This window comes from Pseudomonas sp. BIGb0164 (genome assembly GCF_024810135.1).
Classification (GTDB): Bacteria; Pseudomonadota; Gammaproteobacteria; order Pseudomonadales; family Pseudomonadaceae; genus Aquipseudomonas.
In genome coordinates this window covers 291797-316831 of the sequence record NZ_JANUEA010000005.1, presented here as the reverse complement: position 1 = coordinate 316831, position 25035 = coordinate 291797, and the positions used below count along the sequence as shown (strand labels likewise).

The window sequence follows — 25035 nt, the reverse complement described above, 5'->3', positions numbered from 1 at the left end:
TAAGAGGCGGTATCATTGTCTACGGGTAATTTGGATTTCGAACAGTTCCGGGTCTTCCTGGAAAAAGCCTGTGGCATATTGCTCGGTGAAAACAAGCAGTACCTGGTATCCAGCCGTCTCAACAAACTGATGGAACAGCAGGGCATCAAGTCGTTGGGTGAGCTGGTCCAGCGAATCCAGGGTCAACCGCGCAGCGGGCTCAAGGAGATGGTGGTCGATGCCATGACCACCAACGAAACCCTGTGGTTTCGGGATACCTACCCCTTCGAGGTGCTCAAGAGCAAAGTGCTGCCCGAAGCCATCAAGGCCAGCCCGGGCCAGCGCCTGCGCATCTGGTCGGCGGCGTGCTCCTCGGGGCAGGAGCCTTACTCGATCTCGATGGCTATCGACGAGTTCGAACGGACCAACATGGGCCAATTGAAGGCCGGTGCGCAAATCGTTGCCACCGACCTGTCCGGCACCATGCTCACCAACTGCAAGACCGGCGAGTACGACAGCCTGGCCCTGGGCCGTGGTTTGTCCCAGGAACGCCTGCAGCGTTACTTTGACCCGAAAGGGGCAGGGCGCTGGGCGGTCAAGGCGCCGATCAAGAACCGGGTGGAGTTCCGCTCGTTCAACCTGCTCGACAGCTACGCCAGCCTGGGCAAGTTCGACATGGTGTTCTGCCGCAACGTGCTGATCTACTTCTCGGCCGAAGTGAAGAAAGACATCCTGTTGCGCATCCACGGCACGCTCAAGCGCGGCGGCTATCTGTTCCTCGGTGCTTCCGAGGCGCTGAACGGTCTGCCTGATCATTACCAGATGGTGCAGTGCAGCCCGGGGATCATCTACCAGGCCAAGTAAGAGTTACGCGGTTAACAATGTGGGAGCGGGCTTGCTCGCGAATGCGGTTTGTCAGTCAGATATAAATTGACTGACCTGCCGCATTCGCGAGCAAGCCCGCTCCCACATTTGTTTTGCGGCAAGGTAAATGAAGGCGGCAACTCACCATTGCCGCTTTACTGGCGCCACGCGGAAACCCGTTGCCGCTTTTCTGGCATTGCCACCGGCAAACCCCTCGCAAACCCTTGAGTTACGGCCTTTTCGTTAATTGGCATGCGCCTTGCTATAACCCAGTTACGAAAAGCAGGTCAGCCTAAAGGTTTCCGCCATGAGCATCAGCTTCGATAAAGCGCTCGGTATCCACGAACAAGCCCTGGGCTTCCGCGCCCAGCGTGCTGAAGTCTTGGCCAACAACATTGCCAACGCCGACACCCCGAACTACAAGGCTCGGGATTTGGACTTCTCCGCCGTGCTCGCTGCACAGCAGGACAAGACCAAGAACGGCACCTTCGCCTTGAACGTGACCAATACCCGTCACATTGAAGCGCAAGGCCTGGGCAATGGTGACGAGTCGCTGCTGTATCGCACGCCGATGCAGCCGTCGATCGACCAGAACACCGTCGACGCCCAGCTGGAGCAATCGGCCTACGCCGAGAACTCGGTGAACTTCCAGGCCAGCTTCACCCTGCTCAACAGTAAATTCAAAGGGCTGATGTCAGCCCTGCGTGGAGAGTAAGCCATGTCCCTAGCCAGTGTTTTCAATATTGCCGGCAGTGGCATGAGCGCGCAGACCACGCGTTTGAACACCGTCGCCAGTAACATCGCCAACGCCGAGACCGTGTCTTCGAGCATTGACCAGACCTACCGCGCCCGTCACCCGGTGTTCGCCACCATGTTCCAGGGCGGCCAGAGCGGCGGCAGCGATTCGCTGTTCCAGAACCAGGATGCCGCCGGCCAAGGCGTGCAGGTGCTCGGCGTGGTTGAAGACCAGAGCAACCTGGAAGCCCGCTACGAGCCGAACCACCCGGCCGCGAACGAAAAAGGCTACGTGTACTACCCGAACGTCAACGTGGTCGAGGAGATGGCTGACATGATCTCTGCCAGTCGCTCGTTCCAGACCAACGCGGAAATGATGAACACCGCCAAAACCATGATGCAGAAGGTCCTGACCCTGGGTCAGTGATAAGGGGCGCCAAATAATGGCCATTGTTGATACCACTTCTACCAACACGGCGGTTCAGGACCTTTTCAACTCGAAGGTCAAGTCCGCGACAGACAACAGCAGCGTCGGTGATGCTTCCAAGGCGGCGACGGGCAACCAGTCGCTGGGCAAGGACGCATTCCTGCAACTGCTGGTGACCCAGCTCAAAAACCAGAACCCGCTGTCGCCTCAGGACAACGGCGCGTTCGTGGCGCAACTGGCGCAGTTCAGCAGCCTGGAAGGGATCAACACCCTGAACGATTCGGTGAACGCGATCTCCAGCAACTTCAGCTCGTCGCAAGCGCTGCAAGCGTCGTCGCTGGTGGGGCGTTCGATCATCACCCAGACCGACAAGGCCATGGTTGATACCAGCAAGAGCATGACCGGTTCGGTGGCGGTGACGGCGGCGACGGGTAACGTCTCCGTGAAGATCACCGACAAGGACGGCAACGTGGTGCGCACCATCGACATGGGTGCCCAGAGCGCTGGCGATGCGAGCTTTATCTGGGATGGCAAGAACGACAAGGGCGAAGTCGCCCCTGCCGGTACCTACACCTTTGCCGCCACCACGAAGAACGACAAGGGTGACTCGGTTGCCTTGGCCACTTCGCTGCCGGCAACCGTTACCAGCGTGACGCTGAGCAAGACCGGCGGCGAAATGCTGTTGAACCTTGCAGGCGGCATGGGCAGCGTCAAGCTGTCGCAAATTCAGACTATCGGTACATAGAGCCGGCTAAATACGGCAGAAGGAGAGAAACATGTCTTTTAACATCGGCCTGAGCGGCCTCTATGCGGCCAACAAACAACTGGACGTGACCGGCAACAACATCGCCAACGTCGCGACCACGGGCTTCAAGTCGTCCCGTGCGGAATTCGCGGACATCTACGCGGCCTCCAAACTGGGCACCGGCCAGAACAGCATCGGCAACGGTGTGAACCTGGCGGCTGTGTCCCAGCAGTTCACCCAGGGTGACGTGAACAACAGTGGCGGCATCCTGGACATGGCGATCCAGGGCGGCGGCTTCTTCGTGCAGAAGGCCAGCGACGGTTCGCTGGAATACACCCGTAGTGGTGCCTTCCGTGCCGACAAAGACGGCTACATCACCAACAACACCGGCACCTCGCGCCTGCAAGGCTACGCGGCGGACGCCGATGGCAATATCATCAAGGGCGGCCTGACCGACCTGCAACTGAACCTGTCGAACCTGCCGCCGAAGGCGTCCACCAAGGTGGATTCCACCAGTAACCTGAACTCTTCAGAAGCGGTGATCAACCAGACGACCAAGCCGTTTGACCCAAGCGACACCAGTACTTTCACCACCCAATACAGCACCACCTTGTACGACAACCAAGGTAACGCTCACCCGATGGTGCAGTACCTGGTCAAGACCGACAGCAACGTCTGGAAATCCTACACGCTGATCGATGGCCGTAACCCGGACGGCACACTGCCAACGGGCACAGGCGCAGGCACTGCGCCACCTGCTGCGACGACGCTGACCTTTGATGGTTCCGGCAAGCTCACCAGTGTTGCTGGGACAGGCGTGACCGGTAATACCCTGACCATCACCGGCTGGGTGCCGGGTACCGTGACCAACGGTGTGTGGAAGGCAAACGGTGCGACTGCCAACCCTACCGGCATCGCGATCAACATGGGCAACATCACCCAATACAACTCGGCCACCTACCGCAACCCGCCGACCACCGACGGTTATGCGACTGGCCAGATCACCGGCCTGAAAATCGACGGCAGCGGCGTACTGTTCGCCACGTTCAGCAACCAGCAGAGCAAGGCCATTGGCCAGATCTCCCTGGCCAGCTTCAACAACGAACAAGGCCTGCAGCCAGCGGGCGGCACCACCTGGAGAGAGACCTTTGCATCGGGCCAGCCGGGTTACGACACTCCGCAAGCCGGCACCCTGGGTTCGATCGTGGCCAACTCCCTGGAGAACTCCAACGTTAACCTGACCAACGAGCTGGTGGACCTGATCAAGGCCCAGAGCAACTATCAGGCAAACGCCAAGACCATCTCCACCCAGAGCACCATCATGCAGACCATCATTCAGATGACCTGATGAGTTAACGCTCCACAAAAAAGCCCCTCACTCGAGGGGCTTTTTTGTGGCGGCTATATTCATAGCCGACATCGGCGACCTTGTAGTGAGCGGGCTTGCCCCGCGTTGGGGGGCGAAGCCGCCCTAAACCCAAGCACCTCGGTCTTTCCGAGACACCACGGCGCTCTGGTTGGGGCGGCTTCGCCGCCCAGCGCGGGGCAAGCCCGCTCACTACAGGTGGACTTCTGCCCGGAAGAGATAATCGCCAGGCAAAAGAAAACCCCCGGCAAACCCAGGGGGCTTGGCGGGGGTTCTTAGATAGGCGCCTTTACGCGCCTACCGGCTCAGCTTATTGGCAAGCTTCGCAATCCGGCTCGTCGATCGCGCAGGCCTTAGGCACAGGGGCCGGACCGGCTGGAGCGGCGAGAACCGAGTCGTCACCGTGGTTGCCGCCGCTGGAAACAGCGTTCAGCTTACCGGTGTTGATGGTCGACTTCTCGGTGCTGGTCGCAGCCAGGGCACGGAGGTAGTAAGTGGTTTTCAGGCCACGGTACCACGCCATGCGGTAGGTCACGTCCAGCTTCTTGCCCGAAGCGCCGGCGATGTACAGGTTCAGGGACTGGGCCTGGTCGATCCACTTCTGACGACGGCTGGCGGCGTCAACGATCCACTTGGTGTCCACTTCGAAGGCGGTCGCGTAGAGCTCTTTGAGTTCTTGCGGGATGCGCTCGATCTGCTGCACGGAACCGTCGTAGTACTTCAGGTCGTTGATCATGACCGAGTCCCACAGGCCACGGGCTTTCAGGTCGCGAACCAGGTACGGGTTGATCACGGTGAATTCGCCCGACAGGTTCGATTTCACATACAGGTTCTGGTAGGTCGGTTCGATCGACTGCGACACGCCGGTGATGTTGGCGATGGTGGCGGTCGGTGCGATGGCCATGATGTTGGAGTTACGAATGCCTTTCTGCACACGGGCACGTACCGGTGCCCAGTCCAGGGATTCGTTCAGGTCAACGTCGATGTACTTCTGGCCACGGGCTTCGATCAGGATCTGTTGCGAATCCAGCGGCAGGATGCCTTTGGACCACAGCGAACCCTGGAACGTCTCGTAGGCGCCGCGCTCGTCGGCCAGGTCGCAGGACGCCTGGATCGCGTAGTAGCTGACCGCTTCCATGGACTTGTCGGCGAACTCGACCGCAGCATCCGAACCGTAAGGAATGTGCTGCAGGTACAGCGCGTCCTGGAAGCCCATGATGCCCAGGCCAACGGGACGGTGCTTGAAGTTGGAGTTCTGCGCCTGTGGCACCGAGTAGTAGTTGATGTCGATCACGTTATCGAGCATGCGAACCGCGGTGTTGACGGTGCGTTGCAGCTTGGCGGTGTCCAACTGGCCGTTGACGATGTGGTTCGGCAGGTTGATCGAGCCCAGGTTGCAAACGGCGATTTCGTCCTTGTTGGTGTTCAAGGTGATCTCGGTGCACAGGTTCGAGCTGTGGACCACGCCCACGTGCTGCTGCGGGCTGCGCAGGTTGCACGGGTCCTTGAAGGTCAGCCATGGGTGGCCGGTTTCAAACAGCATGGACAGCATTTTGCGCCACAGGTCTTTGGCCTGGATGGTCTTGAACAGCTTGACCTTGCCTGGGTACTCGGTGAGGGCTTCGTAGTACTCGTAGCGCTCTTCGAAGGCTTTACCGGTCAGGTCGTGCAGGTCCGGCACTTCGGATGGCGAGAACAGGGTCCACTTGCCGTCATCGAAGACACGCTTCATGAACAGGTCAGGGATCCAGTTGGCGGTGTTCATGTCGTGGGTACGACGACGATCATCACCGGTGTTCTTGCGCAGCTCGATGAACTCTTCGATGTCCATGTGCCAGGTTTCCAGGTAGGCACACACCGCGCCTTTGCGCTTGCCACCCTGGTTCACGGCTACAGCAGTGTCGTTCACCACTTTCAGGAACGGCACAACGCCCTGGGACTTGCCGTTGGTGCCCTTGATGTACGAACCCAGTGCGCGCACCGGTGTCCAGTCGTTGCCCAGGCCGCCGGCGAATTTGGACAACATGGCGTTGTCGTGGATCGCGTGGTAGATGCCCGACAGGTCATCCGGCACGGTGGTCAGGTAGCAGCTCGACAGCTGTGGACGCAGGGTGCCGGCGTTGAACAGGGTCGGGGTCGACGACATGTAGTCGAAGGACGACAGCAGGTTGTAGAACTCGATCGCACGGTCTTCTTTCTGCTTCTCTTCGATCGCCAGGCCCATGGCCACGCGCATGAAGAACACTTGCGGCAGTTCGAAGCGGATACCGTCCTTGTGGATGAAGTAACGGTCGTACAGGGTTTGCAGGCCCAGGTAGGTGAACTGCTGGTCGCGCTCGTGGTTGATGGCCTTGCCCAGTTTTTCCAGGTCGAAGGTGGCCAGGACCGGGTTCAGCAATTCGAATTCGATACCCTTGGCGATGTAGGCCGGCAGGGCCTTGGCGTACAGGTCAGCCATCTCGTGGTGAGTGGCGCTGTCGGCGACTTTCAGGAAGCCCAGGCCTTCGGCACGCAGGGTGTCCATCAGCAGGCGCGCGGTCACGAACGAGTAGTTCGGCTCGCGTTCAACCAGGGTACGGGCGGTCATCACCAGGGCCGTGTTGACGTCGGTCAGGGCCACGCCGTCGTACAGGTTCTTCAGGGTTTCGCGCTGGATCAGGTCACCGTCGACTTCTTCCAGGCCTTCGCAGGCCTCGGTGATGATGGTGTTCAGGCGGCCCAGGTCCAGCGGAGCAAAGCTGCCGTCGGCCAGGGTGATGCGGATCGATGGGTGAGCTTGTACGGCAGCTTCTTCGGCCGGGGAGCGCACGGCACGTTCCTTGGCGCGCGAGTCGCGGTAGATCACGTAGTCGCGGGCTACTTTCTGCTCGCCGGCACGCATCAGGGCCAGTTCTACCTGGTCCTGGATTTCTTCGATGTGGATGGTGCCGCCCGACGGCATGCGACGCTTGAAGGTCGCGGTGACTTGTTCGGTCAGGCGGGCAACGGTGTCGTGGATGCGCGACGAGGCAGCAGCGGTGCCACCTTCAACTGCAAGAAACGCTTTGGTGATGGCGACGGTGATTTTGTCATCGGTGTAAGGAACGACAGTGCCGTTACGCTTGATCACTCGCAATTGGCCGGGTGCGGTGGCGGACAGATCCAGGTTCGAATCGGCGGCCTGCGGCACGGAGCCTTGCGGGTTCTCGCGAGTTGTGTCGGTTTGCATGGGGGGTTGTCTCCACATTCTATATTTATTTGGGCACCATCACGGTGCCCACCGTTCCGTCCTGAAGCACTTACAACAGGCCAAGGGCCTGGCATAACAACTTCGGGACAGGAGGAAGGGAGCTGTTCGCGCCGCTTCCATGCCGAAGTCTTCGGTTCGGGGCTGAAAAGCCCTTGACCGTATTCCTGGTGGGTGACAGTTGCCCGCTTCAAGCACTGCAACACCCGTACCGTTTTCTGCCCGTTGGGCTGGAAAACGCTTGCCATCCGCGTGCGCGGTTTGGGCTTTCAAAAAATGCTTTGGTTCAACCAAACGGGCGCAAGAAACCGCTTGAATTTCTTGTCTGATCTGTGTTTGGTTTTTCGCTTAAAACCCTACATGTAGGGTTTTTTTAGCGCCGAGGTACAAGATAATGCGTTTTCGGGGGCTTAGCAACGCACTACCTGTGGATAACGCTGTGGGTAAAATGTGTATGAAACGTGGAACACCCGTGTAGGCCGCACTACTGCTGGATTCGGCCGTTTGTCACTGAATATTCCAAGGTAAAAACAGCCGGTTGGATTTTTGAGGGCGCGAACCCTATCACAAAAAAAAGCGATCACCGAATGGATTTCCAGGCTTGTGTCAGGGGGCTGGCCCGTGGCTACAATCGACATCCTTTATGCCCTCAAAACATTACAAATAAGGTAGGCCGGGCGAAGATCAAACCTGTGGGAGTTCGCTTCCACACGAAAGAATCTCTTATAAAAACAAGGAGCCCCCGTGGAGCAAGAAGCCTGGCAAATACTGATCGTCGAGGACGACGAGCGACTGGCCGAGTTGACCCGGGATTACCTGGAGAGCAACGGCCTGCGCGTTTCGGTGGAAAGTGACGGGGCGCGGGCGGCGGCACGCATCGTCGCCGAACAGCCGGACCTGGTGATCCTCGACCTGATGCTGCCCGGGGAAGATGGCTTGAGCATCTGCCGCAAGGTGCGCGAACGCTACGACGGGGTGATCCTGATGCTGACCGCGCGCACCGACGACATGGACCAGGTCCTCGGCCTGGACATGGGCGCCGACGACTACGTGTGCAAACCTGTGCGCCCACGCCTGTTGCTGGCGCGTATCCAGGCTTTGCTGCGGCGCAGCGAACCGGCCAGCGTGGAAAACCAGCGCCGCCTGCAATTCGGCCCGTTGGTGGTGGACAACGCCCTGCGCGAAGCCTGGTTGCATGAGGGCGGTATCGAATTGACCAGCGCCGAATTCGACCTGTTGTGGCTGCTGGTGGCGAATGCCGGGCGCATCCTCTCCCGCGAAGAAATCTTCATCGCCCTGCGTGGCATTGGCTATGACGGCCAGGACCGCTCCATTGATGTGCGTATCTCGCGCATCCGGCCCAAGATCGGCGACGACCCGATCCATCCACGCTTGATCAAGACCATCCGCAGCAAAGGCTACCTGTTCGTCCCCGAAGCCGCCGCTGACCTGTCGCTGTGAACTCGATCTTCCTGCGCATCTATGGCGGCATGTGCGCCGCGCTGATCCTGGTGGCACTGCTCGGTGTGCTGGCCTTGCACCTGCTCAACGAGGTGCGCAGCGGCCAGTACCGCGAGCGCCTGGCCCACGGCACCTTTGCCTTGATGGGCGACAACCTGCAACCCATGAGCGCCATCGAGCGCCAGCGCGCCTTGGCGGTGTGGGAGCGCTTGCTGGGGATTCCTCTGGAATTGCGCCCCCTGGCCGAGGCGCAACTGGACCTGAGCCAGCGCAGTCGCCTGCAACGTGGACAGGTGCTGGTGGAGCAGACCGGGCCTCATGCGGCGCGGGTATTGCGTCTGGTCAGCGAGGGGGAACAATGGGTGCTCACCGGTGAAGTGCAGCAAATCAGCGAGCAACTGGCCCGCGCCACTATTTACTTGCTGGCTGACGAATTGGTGCGCTTTCCCGTCGCCGAGCAGCCGCAAAAGCTGGCGGACATAAAAGAGGCCAAAGGCTTTGGTTTTGACATGCACCTCATGACTCTGGATGAGGCTGACATGGACGACGACCAGCGCCGCCGCGTATCGGAGGGCGATACGGTGATGGCCCTGGGCAAGGGCGGCGATTCGATCCGCGTGTTTGCCGGCATGGTCGGCACGCCGTGGGTGCTGGAGATCGGCCCGCTGTACCAGATGAACCCGTACCCGCCGCAATGGTTGATCCTGATCGCGCTGATCAGCCTGACCCTGATTGGCCTGATCGTCTATTTACTGGTGCGTCAGCTCGAACGGCGCCTCAGAGGCTTGGAGGCGGCGGCCACCCGCATTGCCAAGGGCAACCTGGAAGTACGCGTACCGGCCCGGGGCGCTGATTCGGTAGGGCGCCTGGCGGCAGCCTTTAATGGCATGGCCGAGCATTTGCAGCAATTGCTGGCGATCCAGCGCGAATTGGTGCGCGCGGTGTCCCACGAGTTGCGCACACCGGTAGCCCGCCTGCGCTTCGGCCTGGAGATGGTCGGCGACGCCACCACCGCCGAAGCGCGGCGCAAATACCTGGAAGGCATGGACAGCGATATCCAGGACCTCGATGGCCTGGTGGATGAAATGCTCACCTATGCCCGCCTGGAGCAGGGGGCGCCGGAGCTGAATTTCCAGCGCGTCGACCTCAGCGCGTTGCTTGATCAGGTGATCGGCGAATTATCGCCACTGCGTCCGCAGGTCAGGGTGAGTCGCGGTATCTGTCTGTCATCGGCGCATTGGGATGACGCGTGGGTCGACGCCGAACCGCGTTACCTGCACCGCGCCTTGCAGAACCTGGTGAGCAACGCCATGCGTCATGCCCAGGGCCAGGTGTTGATCAGTTATCAGGTGGGCCAGGTGCGTTGCCGCATCGATGTGGAAGACGACGGCCCCGGCGTGCCGGAAAGCGCATGGGAGCGCATCTTCACGCCGTTCCTACGCCTGGACGACAGCCGCACGCGGGCCTCTGGCGGGCACGGGCTGGGCCTGTCGATTGTGCGGCGGATCATTTATTGGCATGGCGGAAGGGCGTTGATAGGCAAGAGCAACAATTTGGGTGGGGCGTGCTTCAGCCTGAGTTGGCCGCGGGATCAGGATAAAACTTGATACTGCTTTCGCGAGCAAGCCCGCTCCCACAGTTGACTGCATTCCAACGCTGGAACTCGGTCGAATGTGGGAGCGGGCTTGCTCGCGAAAGCACTCTATCAGGCGCCCACAGCCACCAAACTCAACAACTGCTCCCCGTCCACCGCAAACTGCCCCACCAATTCCTTGCCATGGCACCATTCTTCGGACAAGTCCGTCAGTAGCCGCAACCGCACCCGGCCATCCTCCGACCACTCCACCACCTCGGCATGCTCAAAGTAAAAGCGTTTCTGCACGATAGGGTAGAGCGCCTTGAACAAACTCTCCTTTACTGAAAACGTCAGTGTCACCCCTAAAGCAATCTGCTCACGCGGCGCGTTGGCCATGCGTTGCAGCTCATCAACCGTGAGGATTTCCCCGGCCAGGCGCTCCGCCCGTTCCAGGCTCAGCACATTTTCCAAGTCCATCCCCAGCCCGCGCCACTGCGCCTTGTGCCCGACAATCGCTGCCGCATGCCCGGTGCTGTGGGTGATGGAGCCGCTGATATGCGCCGGCCAGACCGGCGCGCGGTCGTCGCCGATGGCGGGCACGCAGTCCAGCTGATCAAGCTGTTGCAGCGCTGCGCGGGCGCACAGGCGGCCGGCGAGGAATTCGGCCTGGCGCTTTGCCACCGAGCGCTGGATGCTGGCCGGGGGCGGCACGGCGCAGCGCAGGAAGTCGCCCTGCGCGAGCAGGGTGGGGTCGAAGCGGGTGCTGAGGAACACCGTACCCGGCAAAGGGTCGGGCAGCGGCCAATGGGCGTCGAGTGGGGTGCAGCAAGCGGGTAGGGGCGTCATGGGCGGTATTTTGCTTCAGTTGGCGCGCCAGAGGATAGCCCGCAGCGGTTCAGGCCCGGTTCAGAGCCCGTTCAGGGGGAGTTCAGGGGCGCCTGCGTAGTCTGGCCCTACAGCCAAAACGCGTAGAGGTAAGCCCCATGACTGCGATCAAAAAGCTGATGTTGGCGTTATCCATGCTCAGTGCCACTGCTGGCGTCCAGGCGTCCGATGGCGCCTTTGCGGCATTCGGTAGCGAGAAAACCAAGAAATCCAGCACGTTGATCCAGCGTGTCAGCTTTGAAGAAGCGGGCAGCCAGGCCGCGCCGTGGGGCCAGTCCCTGGGCCTCGTCACGCCGCAACCGGCCTACCGTACCGGTTATGAACACCTGACGGGCCAATACAATGGCATTAAACTGCGCCCGCAAGACCTGCAGGGCCGCTATGATATCCCTCTGTCGGACAGTTGAATCGCCTTGGAGAGCCTTATGAAATTGCTGGTGGTAGAAGATGAGGCGTTGCTGCGTCATCACCTGTTTACCCGCCTGACCGACAGCGGGCACGTGGTCGAAGCCGTGGCCAACGCCGAAGAAGCCTTGTACCAGACCGGGCAATTCAACCATGACCTGGCGATCATCGACCTGGGCCTGCCCGGCATGGGCGGCCTGGACCTGATCCGCCAACTGCGCACCCAGGCCAAGACCTTCCCGATCCTGATCCTTACCGCCCGTGGCAACTGGCAGGACAAGGTCGAAGGCCTGGCCGCCGGCGCCGACGACTACGTGGTCAAGCCGTTCCAGTTCGAAGAGCTGGAGGCGCGGATGAACGCCTTGCTGCGTCGCTCCAGCGGCTTTACCCAGTCGACCATCGTCGCCGGCCCGTTGCTGCTGGACCTCAACCGCAAGCAGGCGTCCCTGGATGAACAACCGCTGGCGTTGACCGCGTACGAGTATCGGATTCTCGAATACCTCATGCGTCACCACCAGCAGGTGGTCGCCAAGGACCGCCTGATGGAACAGCTCTATCCCGATGACGACGAGCGTGATCCGAATGTCATCGAAGTGCTGGTCGGTCGCCTGCGTCGCAAGCTGGAAGGCCCGGCCGGTTTCAAGCCGATCGATACCGTGCGCGGCCTGGGTTACCTGTTCAATGAGCGCTGCCGTTGATTCGCTCGCTTCGTGTGCGCTTGATGCTGGCGGCCGCCACCCTGGCCGTGTTGTTCATGCTCGGTTTGTTGCCCGCCATGCAAGGGGCGTTCAGCCTGGCGCTGCAGGATTCCATCGAGCAGCGCCTGGCGTCGGATGTCACCACGCTGATTTCAGCGGCGCGCGTTGAAAACAATCGCCTGTTGATGCCGGCGCAGTTGCCGGACGAACGCTTCAACCTCACCGATAGCCGCCTGCTCGGCTATATCTACGACCGCGAAGGCCACCTGGTGTGGCGTTCCCGCGCCACCCAGGAAGAAAACATCAACTACAAGCCGCGCTATGACGGGCGCGGCAACGAATTTGCGCGGATTCGCGAGGCCAATGGCCAGGAATTCTTCGTGTATGACGTGGAGGTCAAGCTGCTGGGCGGCAAGAGCGCGGCGTTCAGTATCGTGGCCCTGCAACCGGTGCGCGAATACCAGCTGACCCTCGAAGGGCTGCGCGAGAACCTTTACCTGGGGTTCGGCGCGGCCCTGCTGGTGCTGTTGACCCTGTTGTGGCTGGGGCTGACCTGGGGCCTGCAAGCCCTGCGGCGCCTGAGCCAGGAACTGGACCAGATCGAAGGCGGCACCCGTGGAAGCCTCAGCGAGGAACACCCGCGTGAATTGCTGCGCCTGACCGGCTCGCTCAACCGCCTGCTGCACAGCGAGCGTGAACAGCGCGCACGTTACCGCGACTCCCTGGACGACCTCGCCCACAGCCTGAAAACCCCGTTGGCGGTGTTGCAGGGGGTGAGCGAAGACATGGCCCAACGCCCGGAAGACCGTGGCCAGGCCTGGGTGCTGCAATCGCAGATCGAACGCATGAGCCAGCAGATCGGCTATCAATTGCAGCGCGCCAGCCTGCGCAAAAGCGGCCTGGTGCGCCACCAGGTGCGCCTGGAGCCGGTGGTGCAAAGCTTGTGCGACACGCTGGACAAGGTGTACCGCGACAAGCGTGTGACCGTGGCCTTTGAACTGCCCGAAGAATGCGATGTGCCGATCGAGAAGGGCGCCTTGCTCGAAATGCTCGGCAACCTGCTGGAAAACGCCTACCGCCTATGCCTGAGCGAAGTGCGCATCAGCCTGGTGGAAAGCCTGGAGGGCACCGAGTTGTGCATTGAAGACGATGGCCCGGGCGTACCGCCCGACCAGCGTGCTCGGATCCTGCAGCGGGGCGAGCGCCTGGACCGTCAGCACCCGGGGCAGGGGATCGGGCTGGCGGTGGTCAAGGACATCATCGAAAGCTACGGCGCGCGGTTGACCTTGGGGGATTCGCCTTTGGGTGGGGCGGCCTTCAAGATTCACTTTCCGGCGGTGTGATCTCTATTGATCGTGCTGGCCTAATCGCAGGCAAGCCAGCTCCCACATGTTGAACGGTGAACCCCTTCGAATGTGGGAGCGGGCTTGCTCGCGAAAGCGTCAGTCGCATCAACAGTCATCTAGCGCCATCGCCGGCAAGCCGGCTAATAAAGTTAATGCGTTCACACACATTTTGAATTGTGAACGCGATCGAGTGTGGGAGCTGGCTTGCCTGCGATAAGGCCGGCCCTGCCAACACACTCCTAACTCTCCTGCGCCCGATACGCCCCCGGCGTCACTCCGGTCCACTTCTTGAACGCCCGATGAAACGCCGACGGTTCGGAGAACCCCAGCTGCTCGGCAATCTCCTGCAGCGACAAATCCGCCCGCCCCAAATGATAGATGGCGATGTCCCGCCGCAGCTCATCCTTGAGCGCCTGGAAACTGGTGCCTTCTTCGCGCAAATGTCGGCGCAGGGTCTGCGGGCTGATGTGCAGGTGCTGGGCCACGGCCTCCAGGTCTGGCCAGGGCGTGCGGTCACGGCTGAGCAAGCGGCGCAACTGGCTGCTCAGGCTGTCGCCCTCGTCCGGGCGGGACAGCAGGTCGGCCGGGGAGCGTTCGAGAAAATGCTTGAGGGTGCGTTCGTCCTGCAGCAGCGGCAGGCTCAGGTAGCGGCTGGGAAATACCAGGCTGCTGTTCGGGGCGCCGAACACCTGGGGGCAGGGGAACAGCAAGTCATACTCGCCCGCGTGGGCCGGCATCGGGTAGCTGAACGTGACCTGGTTCAGGCGAATGCGCTGGCCGATCAACCAGCTACCCAGGCGATGCCAGATCACCAGCAGGCATTCGCTGAGGAAGTGGTCCGGGTCCCACAGCTGTGAGTCGTCCAGGCTCAAGCGGGCCATGTCGCCCTCTCTTGTCAGCTGCCAACGCGGACCCTGCGGGAATAGGCTATAAAAGAGTAAGCCGCGTTCCAGAGCCTTCTCCAGGGTGCGGCAATGAATCAGCGCATGGCACATCATGGCGAAGGTGCCGCGTTTGCTCGGGCCTTCGGCAAACCCCAGGTACTCATCGTCCAGCGCCAGCCAGAGCATTTGCAACAGCCGGGTAAATTGCTCCGGTGCTATGCGGGCGCGGGGTTCGGTCAGCAGTTCGGGGGGGATGCCCACCTGCTGCAAAAGGCCTGAGTAGTCGAAACCCGCCCGGCGCGCACCACCGAGGGCTGCCCGGGCGTAGTGACTGGCGATGGTGCGTTCACGCATGTGAGGGCCTCGTCCATGGAGTGGCGGATGTTAGCCATCACTTGCCAGGGCGACAAGGCGGATATCCGCCATTTTGTAGGACAGGATTGGGCCTGCGGGCGGAAATCCGCCACCTCCTTGGATGGGCTGGCGAGGGTGTGAAAACCTCAAGCCCTGATGTCTAAAGGCCTTCAGGGTTTTTCGGCAAAGTGGCACGGCGTTTGCGATAAGGATTACAGCGCAGGCCTGCTTTCAAGGACCTCGCAAACAACAAATCCCTCCAGTGCAGGAGGGTTCGCAATTCAAGTGTCGTGGGCAATGGCGGATCTTTGCCACACGGGACGATTGAGGAACTTTGCAATGACGACTCGTCAGCCACTGTACAAATCCCTGTATTTCCAGGTGATCGTTGCAATCGTTATCGGTATTTTGCTCGGTCACTTCTACCCGCAGACCGGTGTGGCCCTCAAGCCACTGGGTGACGGCTTTATCAAGCTGATCAAAATGGTCATCGCCCCGATCATCTTCTGCACCGTTGTCAGCGGCATCGCTGGCATGCAAAGCATGAAATCGGTCGGCAAGACCGGCGGCTACGCGCTGCTGTACTTCGAAATCGTTTCCACCATCGCCCTGCTGGTAGGCCTGGTCGTGGTCAACGTGATCGAGCCGGGCGCCGGCATGCACGTCGACGTTACCAAGCTCGATGCCTCGAAAATCGCCACCTACGTGACTCAAGGTGCGGACCAGAGCGTTGTCGGCTTCATCCTCAACGTGATCCCGAACACCATCGTCGGCGCCTTTGCCAACGGTGACATCCTGCAAGTGCTGATGTTCTCGGTGATCTTCGGTTTCGCCCTGCACCGCCTGGGTGCCTACGGCAAGCCGGTACTGGACTTCATCGATCGCTTCGCCCACGTGATGTTCAACATCATCAACATGATCATGAAGCTCGCGCCAATCGGTGCCCTGGGCGCCATGGCGTTCACCATCGGTGCCTACGGTGTGGGTTCCCTGGTGCAACTGGGCCAGCTGATGATCTGCTTCTACATCACCTGCATCCTGTTCGTGGTCGTGGTGCTGGGCGCCATCTGCCGCGCGCACGGTTTCAGCGTGTTGAAGCTGGTTCGCTACATCCGTGAAGAGCTGCTGATCGTACTGGGTACGTCCTCCTCCGAATCCGCACTGCCACGCATGCTGATCAAGATGGAGCGTCTGGGCGCGAAGAAATCCGTAGTAGGCCTGGTGATTCCAACCGGCTACTCCTTCAACCTCGACGGTACTTCGATCTACCTGACCATGGCTGCCGTGTTCATCGCCCAGGCGACTGACACCCACATGGACATCACCCACCAGATCACCCTGCTGCTGGTGCTGCTGCTGTCCTCCAAAGGCGCTGCAGGCGTGACCGGTTCGGGCTTCATCGTACTGGCTGCCACCCTGTCGGCCGTGGGCCACCTGCCGGTTGCCGGCCTGGCGCTGATCCTGGGTATCGACCGCTTCATGTCCGAAGCCCGCGCACTGACCAACCTGGTGGGTAACGCCGTTGCCACCATCGTTGTGGCCAAGTGGGTCAAGGAACTGGACACCGACAAGCTGCAAAGCGAGCTGGCGTCCGGCGGTACCGGTATCTCGGAAACCCGCGAACTGGATGACCTGGGCGTGGCCGAAGGCCCTGCACCTGTCGTCAAGTAAGCCGCTGATGGCGTGAACTGACGCCGCAGCCACCCACAAACGCCCCGACTTGTTCGGGGCGTTTGCGTTTCTGCCCGATCACTCCCGGGTTTTTTGGTTTACATTAAGTCATTGCTCCATCAAAGGCCCGGTGAAGATCCGTCTTCGCAAGAGAGCCTCCTTCAGCCTGAGCCCATCTGCGCGCACCGAACCAGTACCACCTCCCGCGCCGGATGGCTCGCCCCTCAACGCAGTGTGAATAGGCGGGCGTGCCCATGATTACCCTGAAACTCAACGGTCAAGACCATCAACTGGATGTCACCGAGGATATGCCGCTGCTGTGGGCGATTCGCGACGTGGCGGGCTACAACGGCACCAAGTTCGGCTGTGGTATGGGCCTGTGCGGCGCCTGCACCATTCATATCGACGGCTCGCCGGCGCGCAGTTGCATCACCCCGATCGGCTCGGTCAAAGGCCAGTCCATCAGCACCATCGACAACCTGCACACCGACCCCATCGGCCAGGTGGTGCAGCAAGCTTGGCTCGACACGGCTGTAGCCCAGTGCGGTTACTGCCAGGGCGGGCAGATCATGTCGGCCACCGCTCTGCTGAAAACCAACCCCAACCCCAGCGATGAGCAGATCGAAGAGGCGATGGTCGGCAACATCTGCCGTTGCGGCACCTACAACCGTATCAAGACAGCTATCCGCCAGGCATCGACCCACCTGCAGGGGGCCAAGGCATGAGCCAGTTACCTGCTGATTTCGTCCTGAGCAACCTCAGCCGCCGCGGCTTCCTCAAAGGTGTGGGCGCCACCGGCGCACTGGTGGTTGCCGCCAGTTGGGGCTTGCCCGATGCGTTCGCCGCCGATGCGGTGAAGAAATACGGTGGCGACGCCATGCCCAACGGGCTGATCGATGACCCCAAGGTCTACGTCAGCATCGCCACCGACGGTACAGTGACCGTGGTGTGCAACCGTTCGGAGATGGGCCAGGGCGTGCGCACCAGCCTGAGCCTGGTGGTGGCCGATGAAATGGAGGCCGATTGGGCGCACGTGAAAGTCCAGCAGGCGCCGGGCGATGAAGTGCGCTACGGCAACCAGGACACCGACGGCTCGCGCAGCATGCGCCATTGGTATGAGCCAATGCGTCGCTGCGGTGCCAGTGTTCGGGCGATGCTTGAACAAGCGGCTGCCGATCAGTGGAAAGTCCCGCTGGCTGAATGTCGGGCGCAATTGCATAAAGTGATTCACCAGCCAAGTGGCCGTGAGCTGGGTTACGGCGAATTGGCAGCCGCCGCCGGCGCGCTGGCGGTGCCGGCGCGGGATAGCCTGCGCCTCAAGCCAGCGTCGGAGTTCCGTTATATCGGCAAGGAAGGCGTCAAGGCCATCGACGGCGCCGACATTGTCAACGGGCGCGCGGTCTACGGCGCGGACGTGCATTTCGACGGCATGCTCTATGCCACCATCGCACGGCCCAAAGTGTATGGCGGCAAGGTGAAATCCTTCGATGCCTCGGCAGCGTTGAAGGTACCGGGTGTGATCAAGGTGCTGGAAATCGAAAGCCGGCCCTTGCCCTCCGAGTTCCAACCCCTGGGCGGTGTGGCCGTGGTGGCCAGCAACACCTGGGCGGCGATCAAGGGCCGGGAGGCGCTGAGCATTGTCTGGGACGACGGCGTGAATGCTGGCTACAACTCCATCGACTATCGCAAGGAGCTGGAAGCCGCTGCGCTGAAACCGGGCAAGGTGGTGCGCAACACCGGCACCCTCGACCAGGCCATGGGCGAGGCCGACAGTACCCTGGAAGCCGCCTACTACTTGCCACACCTGTCCCAGTCACCGATGGAGCCGATGGTCGCCATTGCGCGCTTCGACAAAGGTGAGTGCCAGGCCTGGGGCCCGAGCCAGGCGCCGCAGGTGACCCGTGAGCGCATCGCCGAGCGCCTTGGTCTGCCGTTCGATAATGTGACCTTCAACGTGACCTTGCTCGGCGGTGGCTTCGGGCGCAAATCCAAGCCTGACTTCATCATCGAAGCCGCCGTGCTGGCCAAGGAATTTCCGGGCAAGGCCGTTCGGGTGCAATGGACCCGCGAAGATGACATCCACAATTCCTACTTCCACACCGTGTCGGCCGAGTACCTCAAGGCCGGCCTGAACAAGGATGGCCTGCCGTCGGCCTGGCTGCACCGCACCGTGGCGCCGAGCATCACGGCATTGTTCGCGCCGGGCATGAACCACGAAGCGGCCTTTGAGCTGGGCATGGGCTTTACCAACATGGCCTACGCGATTCCCAATGTGCGCCTGGAAAACCCCGAGGCGGCGGCCCACACCCGCGTCGGCTGGTACCGTTCAGTGTCGAACATCCCCCATGGTTTTGCGATCCAGAGCTTTGTCGACGAACTGGCCCACAAGGCCGGCCAGGATCCGCTGCAGTATCAGCTCAAGTTGCTGGGGCCAGACCGTCAGATCGATCCCAAGACCTTGAGCGATGAGTGGAACTACGGCGAATCCCCTGAACGCTACCCGATCGACACCGCACGCCTGCGCGGCGTGTTGGAAACCGCGGCCAAGGCGGCCGGCTGGGGACGCACGCTGCCCAAGGGCCGTGGCCTGGGCTTGGCGGTGCACTACAGCTTTGTGACGTACGTGGCGGCCGTGATCGAGGTGGAGGTCAAGGGTGATGGCACGTTGATCGTGCACAAGGCCGATATTGCCGTGGATTGCGGCCCGCAGATCAACCCGGAGCGCATCCGCTCGCAGTTCGAAGGTGCGTGCGTAATGGGCCTGGGCAACGCGGTGCTGGGCGAGATCAGCTTCAAGGATGGCAAGGTCCAGCAGGACAACTTCCATATGTACGAGGTGGCGCGCATGTCCCTGGCGCCGAAGGAAGTGGCGGTGCACTTGGTGACGCCCAAAGGTGAGGTGCCCTTGGGCGGCGTCGGTGAGCCCGGCGTGCCGCCGATTGCGCCGGCGCTGTGCAATGCGATCTTTGCCGCCACCGGCAAGCGTATCCGCAACCTGCCGGTGCGTTACCAGTTGCAGGGCTGGCAAGAGGCGAAGGCCTGATGGACAGCGTGGATCTGAATGTCTTGCGCAGCGTGCTGGAGTGGCGCCGCGCCGGGCAAACGGTGGTGCTGTACAGCGTGGTGCAGACCTGGGGCAGTGCGCCGCGCCCGCCAGGGGCGATGCTGGCCCTGCGCGGCGATGGGGTGGTGATTGGCTCGGTGTCGGGCGGCTGCATCGAGGACGACCTTATTGCGCGCCTGCAGGACGGTCGGCTGGCGGATGACGGGCCACCGGTGCAACTGGTGACCTACGGCGTGACCCGCGACGAGGCGGCCCGGTTCGGTTTGCCGTGCGGCGGCACGTTGCGCCTGACCGAGGAGCGCGTGGTGGAGTGGGCCTGGGTGGCTGAGCTGTTGGCGCGTTGCGAAGCTCATCAGATCGTTGCGCGGGAGCTGGACCTGAAGACCGGTGAAGTCACCCTGAGCGATGCCAGCAAGACCGACGTGGTGAGCTTTGACGGCCAACGCCTGCGTGCGATCTACGGCCCGCGCTGGCGCTTGCTGATGATCGGCGCGGGGCAACTGTCGCGTTATGTGGCCGAGATGGCGCGGCTGCTGGACTTCGACGTGCTGATCTGTGACCCACGTGAAGAGTTTGTCTACGGCTGGGAAGAGCAGCAGGGCCGCTTCGTGCCGGGTATGCCCGATGAAGCGGTGCTGAATATCCAGACCGATGAACGCACCGCCATTGTCTGCCTGACCCATGACCCGCGCCTGGATGACATGGCCTTGCTCACGGCATTGAATTCCAGGGCGTTCTACATTGGCGCGCTGGGGTCGCGGGTCAACAGCCAGAAGCGTCGGGAAAACCTGGCGCAGCTCGGCCTGTCGGCGGAGGCGATTGCGCGCCTGCACGGGCCGATCGGCGTGTATATCGGCAGCCACACCCCGGCGGAAATCGCTTTGTCGCTGATGGCGGAAATTGTCGCGATCAAGAATGGCGTGGCGGCGGTGCAGAAAAAACCGCTGCTGGTGCTGGCCGAGTGACAGTCACGGCGATTGTGCTGGCGGCAGGGCAGGGCAGGCGTTTTCGCGCTGAAGCGGGGGCGGATAAGGATAAATTGCTGGCCGATTGCACGGGCCGGGATGGCGTGACGCGAGCGGTCGTCGAGCAGGTGCTGGCAAATCTGCCTGAGCGGGTTGCACGGCGTCTGTTGGTGACATCGCCCGAACGAGCGGACGTCATCCGATTGGCCAGGGCCTTTGGCTGTGAGGTCTTGCTGCTGCAATCGGCCGGCATGGGCGATAGCCTGGCGGCGGCGGTGGCGGCCAGTGCTCCGGCTGACGGTTGGCTGGTGGTGTTGGGGGATATGCCGTTCATTCAGTCGTCGACTATCGATCAGGTGGTCGAGGGGCTGGAAGCGGATCGCATCCACGTCCCGGTGCAGGCGGGGCAGTATGGTCATCCGGTGGCGTTTGGCCGCGCGTTCGGGCCGGGGTTGACGGCGTTGGCGGGTGATCGCGGCGCTCGCTCGCTGTTTGCCGCTGGCGCTGTCAGGGAGATCCCGGTGGATGACCCTGGTGTGTTGTGGGATGTCGACGTGCCCTCCCTCCTGAGCTACACCCCCACCTCCTGAACTGCCCTCCAGGTCCTGAATTGTCCTCGACCCTGTAGGAGCCCGGCTTGCCGGCGATGAGGCCCTTGAACCATGCGACATGTTCGAGGACGCCATCGCCGGCAAGCCTGGCTCCTACAGGGGATTGGGGGTGGTCTTGGATTTTGGATTTATGAGGCCAATAAAAAGCCCCGCCTGATCACTCAGGCGGGGCTTTTCAGTTACGGCTGGACTCAGGCGAGAGGCTTGCTCTCGTGTTCTGCTTCCAATGCAGCAGCGGCGGCTGCAGCGGCCTCGGCTTCCTTGCGACGACGACGCACTTCACGTGGGTCGTTCGGCGCACGGCCGTTTTCGGTCAGGGCGCTGGCCGGGGCGGCTTCGACCACAGGGGCTGCCACTTCGGCAACCACGGGGGCTTCAACCACCGGCGCAGGCTCAACCACCGGAGCCGGTTCAACCACTGGGGCTGGCTCGGCAATCACGACTTCGGCAACCGGTGCAGGCGCTTCTTCTACCACTGGGGCAGGAGCTGGCGCTTCGACCGGAGCAACTGGCTCGGCAGTCCATTGGAAGGCGGTCTGTTCTTCGCGAACTTCGCGCACGTGTGGAGCCTCTTCCACAACCGGCGCTTCAACCACTGGTTGAGGTTCAACAACCGGTGCAGGCTCAACCGCTGCCACTTCAACTTCTGGCAGGGTTTCTTGAACCGGGGCAACTTCCACTTCCGGAACAACTGGCGCTTCGATCGGGGTAGTGACCTCGACAACCGGTGCTTCTACCACAGGGGCTTCAACCACTGGTGTTTCGACTACGGGTGCTTCAACCACGGGCGCTTCGGCTGCTGGAGCCTCGGCGACAGGTGCTTCAACAGCAGCCGTTTCTTCAACGGCCGCAGTGGCGCGTTCAGCCTGCTCGTGAGCCTGGGCTTCAGCAGGTGCACTGATGACCGAGCTGGCAACGGCAGCAGTCACGGCCAGGCCGGCAGCCAGTTCGGCGCCTGTTGGCTCCTGGGTGGTGCCTTCAGCGTTCTCGCCGGCTTCTTCCGAGCCTTCGATTACGTTGCCGTTGGCATCACGCTGACGCTCACGACGGTTGCTGCGACGACGCTGGCCACGGGAGCGGCGGCGCGGACGATCGCCTTCGGCGCCTTCCTGACCGTCTTCCTGAACGTGCTCTTCGCCGGTCAGTACTTCTTCTTCACTGGCGGCAGCGGCCTGTTCGGCACGTGGCTGGCGTTCTTCGCGCGGGGCGCGTGGTTGACGCTCTTCACGTGGCGCACGTTCTTCACGCGGCTGGCGAGCCGGGCGTTCTTCAGCCACAACGGCAGTGCCGGCAACGGCTGGGGCCGCGTCCAGAGGCTCGCGCAGTTCACGCACGCGTTCTTCACGCTCGCCACGCGGCTTGCGATCTTCACGTGGCGCACGTGGCGTGCGTGGTGCGCGCTCTTCACGCGGTGCACGTTCTTCACGGGCTACGGCCGGGGTGTCTTCACGGGCTTCGCGAGGTGCACGTTCTTCACGCGGTGCGCGCTCTTCACGTGGGGCACGCTCTTCGCGCGGCTTGCGTTCTTCGTCACGGCGACCGTTGCGGTTACGGCTCTGCTGGCGACCGTTGCGACGTTCTTCGTTGCGTGCCGGGCGCTCGGCGGCTGGTTTTTCAACCACAACCGGTGCAGCAGGCTCTTCCTTGGTGGCGAACAGGCTGACCAGCGACTTCACCAGGCCCTTGAACAGGCTCGGCTCAGGCAGGGCGGCCGGTGCGGCAACCGGAGCGGCGGCTTCGGTTGGCACTGGAGCGTTGGCACGGGCCGGTGCAGTCTTGACCGCCGCTTCCTGGCGAACCAGGGTGCGGGTAGCAGCGGCTGGCTGGACTTCTTCCACTTCGGCAGCGGCAGCAGCGATTTCGTAGCTGGACTGGTTGTTGTGGGCTTCCGGGCTGTCATCACGCAGGCGCTGCACTTCGAAGTGCGGCGTTTCGAGGTGATCGTTCGGCAGGATGACGATGCGGGCACGGGTGCGCAGTTCGATCTTGGTGATCGAGTTGCGTTTTTCGTTGAGCAGGAAGGCGGCAACCGGAATCGGCACTTGGGCGCGGACTTCAGCGGTGCGGTCTTTCAGGGCTTCTTCTTCGATCAGGCGCAGGATCGCCAGGGACAGCGATTCAACGTCACGGATGATGCCGGTGCCGTTGCAACGCGGGCAGACGATGCCGCTGCTCTCGCCCAGGGATGGACGCAGGCGTTGACGGGACATTTCCAGCAGGCCGAAGCGCGAGATGCGGCCGACTTGCACGCGGGCACGGTCGGCTTCCAGGCATTCGCGGACTTTCTCTTCCACGGCGCGCTGGTTCTTGGCTGGGGTCATGTCGATGAAGTCGATCACGATCAGGCCGCCGATGTCACGCAGGCGCAGCTGGCGGGCGATTTCTTCAGCCGCTTCCAGGTTGGTCTGCAGGGCGGTTTCTTCGATGTCGCTGCCTTTGGTCGCACGCGCCGAGTTGATGTCGATGGACACCAGGGCTTCGGTCGGGTCGATCACGATGGAGCCACCGGAAGGCAGTTCGACCACGCGCTGGAAGGCGGTCTCGATCTGGCTTTCGATCTGGAAACGGTTGAACAGCGGCACGCTGTCTTCGTACAGCTTGATCTTGCTGGCGTACTGCGGCATCACCTGGCGGATGAAGGTCAGGGCTTCGTCCTGGGCTTCAACGCTGTCGATCAGCACTTCGCCGATGTCCTGGCGCAGGTAATCGCGGATGGCGCGGATGATGACGTTGCTTTCCTGGTAGATCAGGAACGGCGCGGAACGATCCAGGGACGCTTCCTTGATGGCGGTCCACAGTTGCAGCAGGTAGTCGAGGTCCCACTGCATTTCTTCGCTGCTGCGGCCCAGGCCGGCAGTGCGCACGATCAGGCCCATGTCGGCCGGTGCGATCAGGCCGTTCAGCGCTTCACGCAGTTCGTTGCGCTCTTCGCCTTCGATACGACGGGAAATGCCGCCGGCACGTGGGTTGTTCGGCATCAGGACCAGGTAACGGCCCGCCAGGCTGATGAAGGTGGTCAGGGCGGCGCCCTTGTTGCCACGCTCTTCTTTTTCGACCTGGACGATGACTTCCTGGCCTTCGCTCAGGACGTCCTTGATGTTCACGCGGCCTTCAGGGGCTTTCTTGAAGTATTCGCGGGAGATTTCTTTGAGGGGCAGGAAGCCGTGGCGCTCGGAGCCGAAATCGACAAAGGCAGCCTCAAGGCTTGGTTCGATGCGAGTAATACGGCCTTTATAGATGTTGGCCTTTTTTTGCTCGCGTGCACCGGATTCGATGTCCAGGTCGTAGAGGCGTTGGCCATCTACCAGTGCAACACGCAACTCTTCGGGTTGAGTTGCGTTAATCAGCATTCTTTTCATGTTGTACCGTCGGTTTCCGGGCTGCCGGAAACGGCGTTCGGCACACACGACTTCTCACGGTCGGTGTCAGGTGCGTCAAGAGTGGTTGGCCACTCCAGTGTCCAGCGACATCTGCCCAGAGGGGGCAAAGGCGCGACGGACGCGTCCTGCTTGTCTGCTGCGGCGCCACAGGCGCCACTTCAACAAAAGCTAAGGTCAGGAGGAGGAATCAACCGGCGACTGTGGACGAGATGAAGCGTCTAAATATAAGCCTAGTGCTACACGGTCCGACGGTTGTGCATCTCCACCCTACACGTATCCCTGATAATTCGGGTGCTGCCGCGCGCAGAATCCGCAGCGGGTTGGCATTTACCGTGTTCTCCAATGGGGAGTCCACGCTCATGGCTAAACAAGACTAGGTGTGGGCGACTGCGC

The 25035-nt window shown here is 61.7% G+C and carries 19 protein-coding genes; 15 read left to right on the top strand and 4 right to left on the bottom strand.

Going from position 1 to position 25035, the window contains the following annotated elements; all coding sequences use genetic code 11:
• The first annotated feature begins 15 nt into the window (after positions 1 to 15).
• The 5 genes from cheR (at position 16) to flgE (ending at position 4098) form a co-directional block, all read left to right on the top strand.
• Positions 16 to 843: a protein-glutamate O-methyltransferase CheR gene (gene cheR / locus M2394_RS15710; RefSeq protein ID WP_178925514.1), complete on the top strand. Its 828-nt coding sequence runs from the start codon at positions 16 to 18 to the stop codon at positions 841 to 843.
• A gap of 307 nt (positions 844 to 1150) precedes the next feature.
• On the top strand, positions 1151 to 1558 hold the full coding sequence (gene flgB / locus M2394_RS15705) for a flagellar basal body rod protein FlgB (RefSeq protein WP_178925516.1): 408 nt from the start codon (positions 1151 to 1153) through the stop codon (positions 1556 to 1558).
• A gap of 3 nt (positions 1559 to 1561) precedes the next feature.
• Complete coding sequence (flgC, locus tag M2394_RS15700; RefSeq protein ID WP_016973698.1) at positions 1562 to 2005, top strand: flagellar basal body rod protein FlgC; 444 nt, start codon at positions 1562 to 1564, stop codon at positions 2003 to 2005.
• 16 nt (positions 2006 to 2021) lie between these two features.
• Positions 2022 to 2750, top strand: a complete 729-nt coding sequence (flgD, locus tag M2394_RS15695; RefSeq protein ID WP_178925518.1) for a flagellar hook assembly protein FlgD — start codon at positions 2022 to 2024, stop codon at positions 2748 to 2750.
• Between the two features lie 31 nt (positions 2751 to 2781).
• On the top strand, positions 2782 to 4098 hold the full coding sequence (gene flgE / locus M2394_RS15690) for a flagellar hook protein FlgE (RefSeq protein WP_178925520.1): 1317 nt from the start codon (positions 2782 to 2784) through the stop codon (positions 4096 to 4098).
• Positions 4099 to 4426: 328 nt separating this feature from the next.
• Here the strand turns inward: flgE and M2394_RS15685 are convergent, their stop codons facing one another.
• Complete coding sequence (locus tag M2394_RS15685) at positions 4427 to 7324, bottom strand: ribonucleoside-diphosphate reductase subunit alpha (RefSeq protein ID WP_178925522.1); 2898 nt, start codon at positions 7322 to 7324, stop codon at positions 4427 to 4429.
• Positions 7325 to 8086: 762 nt separating this feature from the next.
• Between M2394_RS15685 and M2394_RS15680 the strand changes: the two genes are divergently transcribed.
• Both M2394_RS15680 and M2394_RS15675 read left to right on the top strand, forming a co-directional pair.
• Positions 8087 to 8803, top strand: a complete 717-nt coding sequence (locus M2394_RS15680; protein WP_178925524.1) for a response regulator — start codon at positions 8087 to 8089, stop codon at positions 8801 to 8803.
• Positions 8800 to 10410, top strand: a complete 1611-nt coding sequence (locus M2394_RS15675; RefSeq protein WP_259173089.1) for an ATP-binding protein — start codon at positions 8800 to 8802, stop codon at positions 10408 to 10410. The genes M2394_RS15680 and M2394_RS15675 overlap by 4 nt, the downstream gene beginning before the upstream one ends.
• A 98-nt stretch (positions 10411 to 10508) precedes the next feature.
• On the opposite strand, the gene M2394_RS15670 is transcribed toward M2394_RS15675, so the two are convergent.
• Positions 10509 to 11225, bottom strand: coding sequence for a 4'-phosphopantetheinyl transferase (locus tag M2394_RS15670; RefSeq protein ID WP_259173088.1), 717 nt, complete (start codon positions 11223 to 11225; stop codon positions 10509 to 10511).
• Positions 11226 to 11362: 137 nt separating this feature from the next.
• Here M2394_RS15670 and M2394_RS15665 point away from each other — a divergent pair, with 137 nt between their 5' ends.
• Genes M2394_RS15665 through M2394_RS15655 form a run of 3 tightly spaced genes read left to right on the top strand, consistent with a single transcriptional unit; the run spans position 11363 to position 13710 of the window.
• Complete coding sequence (locus tag M2394_RS15665; RefSeq protein ID WP_259173087.1) at positions 11363 to 11671, top strand: hypothetical protein; 309 nt, start codon at positions 11363 to 11365, stop codon at positions 11669 to 11671.
• An 18-nt stretch (positions 11672 to 11689) separates the two neighbouring features.
• Positions 11690 to 12367, top strand: a complete 678-nt coding sequence (locus M2394_RS15660; RefSeq protein ID WP_010208358.1) for a response regulator — start codon at positions 11690 to 11692, stop codon at positions 12365 to 12367.
• The gene (locus tag M2394_RS15655; protein WP_178923506.1) at positions 12364 to 13710 is read left to right on the top strand and encodes an ATP-binding protein; all 1347 of its coding nucleotides are present in this window, start codon (positions 12364 to 12366) and stop codon (positions 13708 to 13710) included. Before M2394_RS15660 ends, M2394_RS15655 begins: the two co-directional genes overlap by 4 nt.
• 242 nt (positions 13711 to 13952) lie before the next feature.
• Here the strand turns inward: M2394_RS15655 and M2394_RS15650 are convergent, their stop codons facing one another.
• Positions 13953 to 14951 carry an AraC family transcriptional regulator gene (locus M2394_RS15650; RefSeq protein WP_259173086.1) on the bottom strand — a complete coding sequence of 333 codons (999 nt, stop codon included), beginning with the start codon at positions 14949 to 14951 and terminating at the stop codon, positions 13953 to 13955.
• A 339-nt stretch (positions 14952 to 15290) separates the two neighbouring features.
• On the opposite strand from M2394_RS15650, the gene M2394_RS15645 reads away from it, so the two are divergent.
• The 5 genes from M2394_RS15645 to M2394_RS15625 all read left to right on the top strand — a co-directional run bounded on the left by M2394_RS15645 (position 15291) and on the right by M2394_RS15625 (position 21241).
• A complete protein-coding gene (locus M2394_RS15645) occupies positions 15291 to 16622 on the top strand; it encodes a dicarboxylate/amino acid:cation symporter (protein WP_178923502.1) in 1332 nt (443 codons plus the stop codon).
• A gap of 254 nt (positions 16623 to 16876) precedes the next feature.
• A complete protein-coding gene (locus M2394_RS15640; RefSeq protein WP_178923500.1) occupies positions 16877 to 17347 on the top strand; it encodes a (2Fe-2S)-binding protein in 471 nt (156 codons plus the stop codon).
• The gene (locus M2394_RS15635; protein ID WP_259173085.1) at positions 17344 to 19665 is read left to right on the top strand and encodes a xanthine dehydrogenase family protein molybdopterin-binding subunit; all 2322 of its coding nucleotides are present in this window, start codon (positions 17344 to 17346) and stop codon (positions 19663 to 19665) included. The genes M2394_RS15640 and M2394_RS15635 overlap by 4 nt, the downstream gene beginning before the upstream one ends.
• Positions 19665 to 20651, top strand: coding sequence for an XdhC family protein (locus tag M2394_RS15630; protein ID WP_259173084.1), 987 nt, complete (start codon positions 19665 to 19667; stop codon positions 20649 to 20651). Before M2394_RS15635 ends, M2394_RS15630 begins: the two co-directional genes overlap by 1 nt.
• Positions 20648 to 21241, top strand: a complete 594-nt coding sequence (locus M2394_RS15625) for an NTP transferase domain-containing protein (RefSeq protein WP_259173083.1) — start codon at positions 20648 to 20650, stop codon at positions 21239 to 21241. The genes M2394_RS15630 and M2394_RS15625 overlap by 4 nt, the downstream gene beginning before the upstream one ends.
• A 212-nt stretch (positions 21242 to 21453) precedes the next feature.
• On the opposite strand, the gene rne is transcribed toward M2394_RS15625, so the two are convergent.
• Positions 21454 to 24621, bottom strand: coding sequence for a ribonuclease E (rne, locus tag M2394_RS15620; RefSeq protein WP_405046578.1), 3168 nt, complete (start codon positions 24619 to 24621; stop codon positions 21454 to 21456).
• Positions 24622 to 25035: the final 414 nt, after the last annotated feature.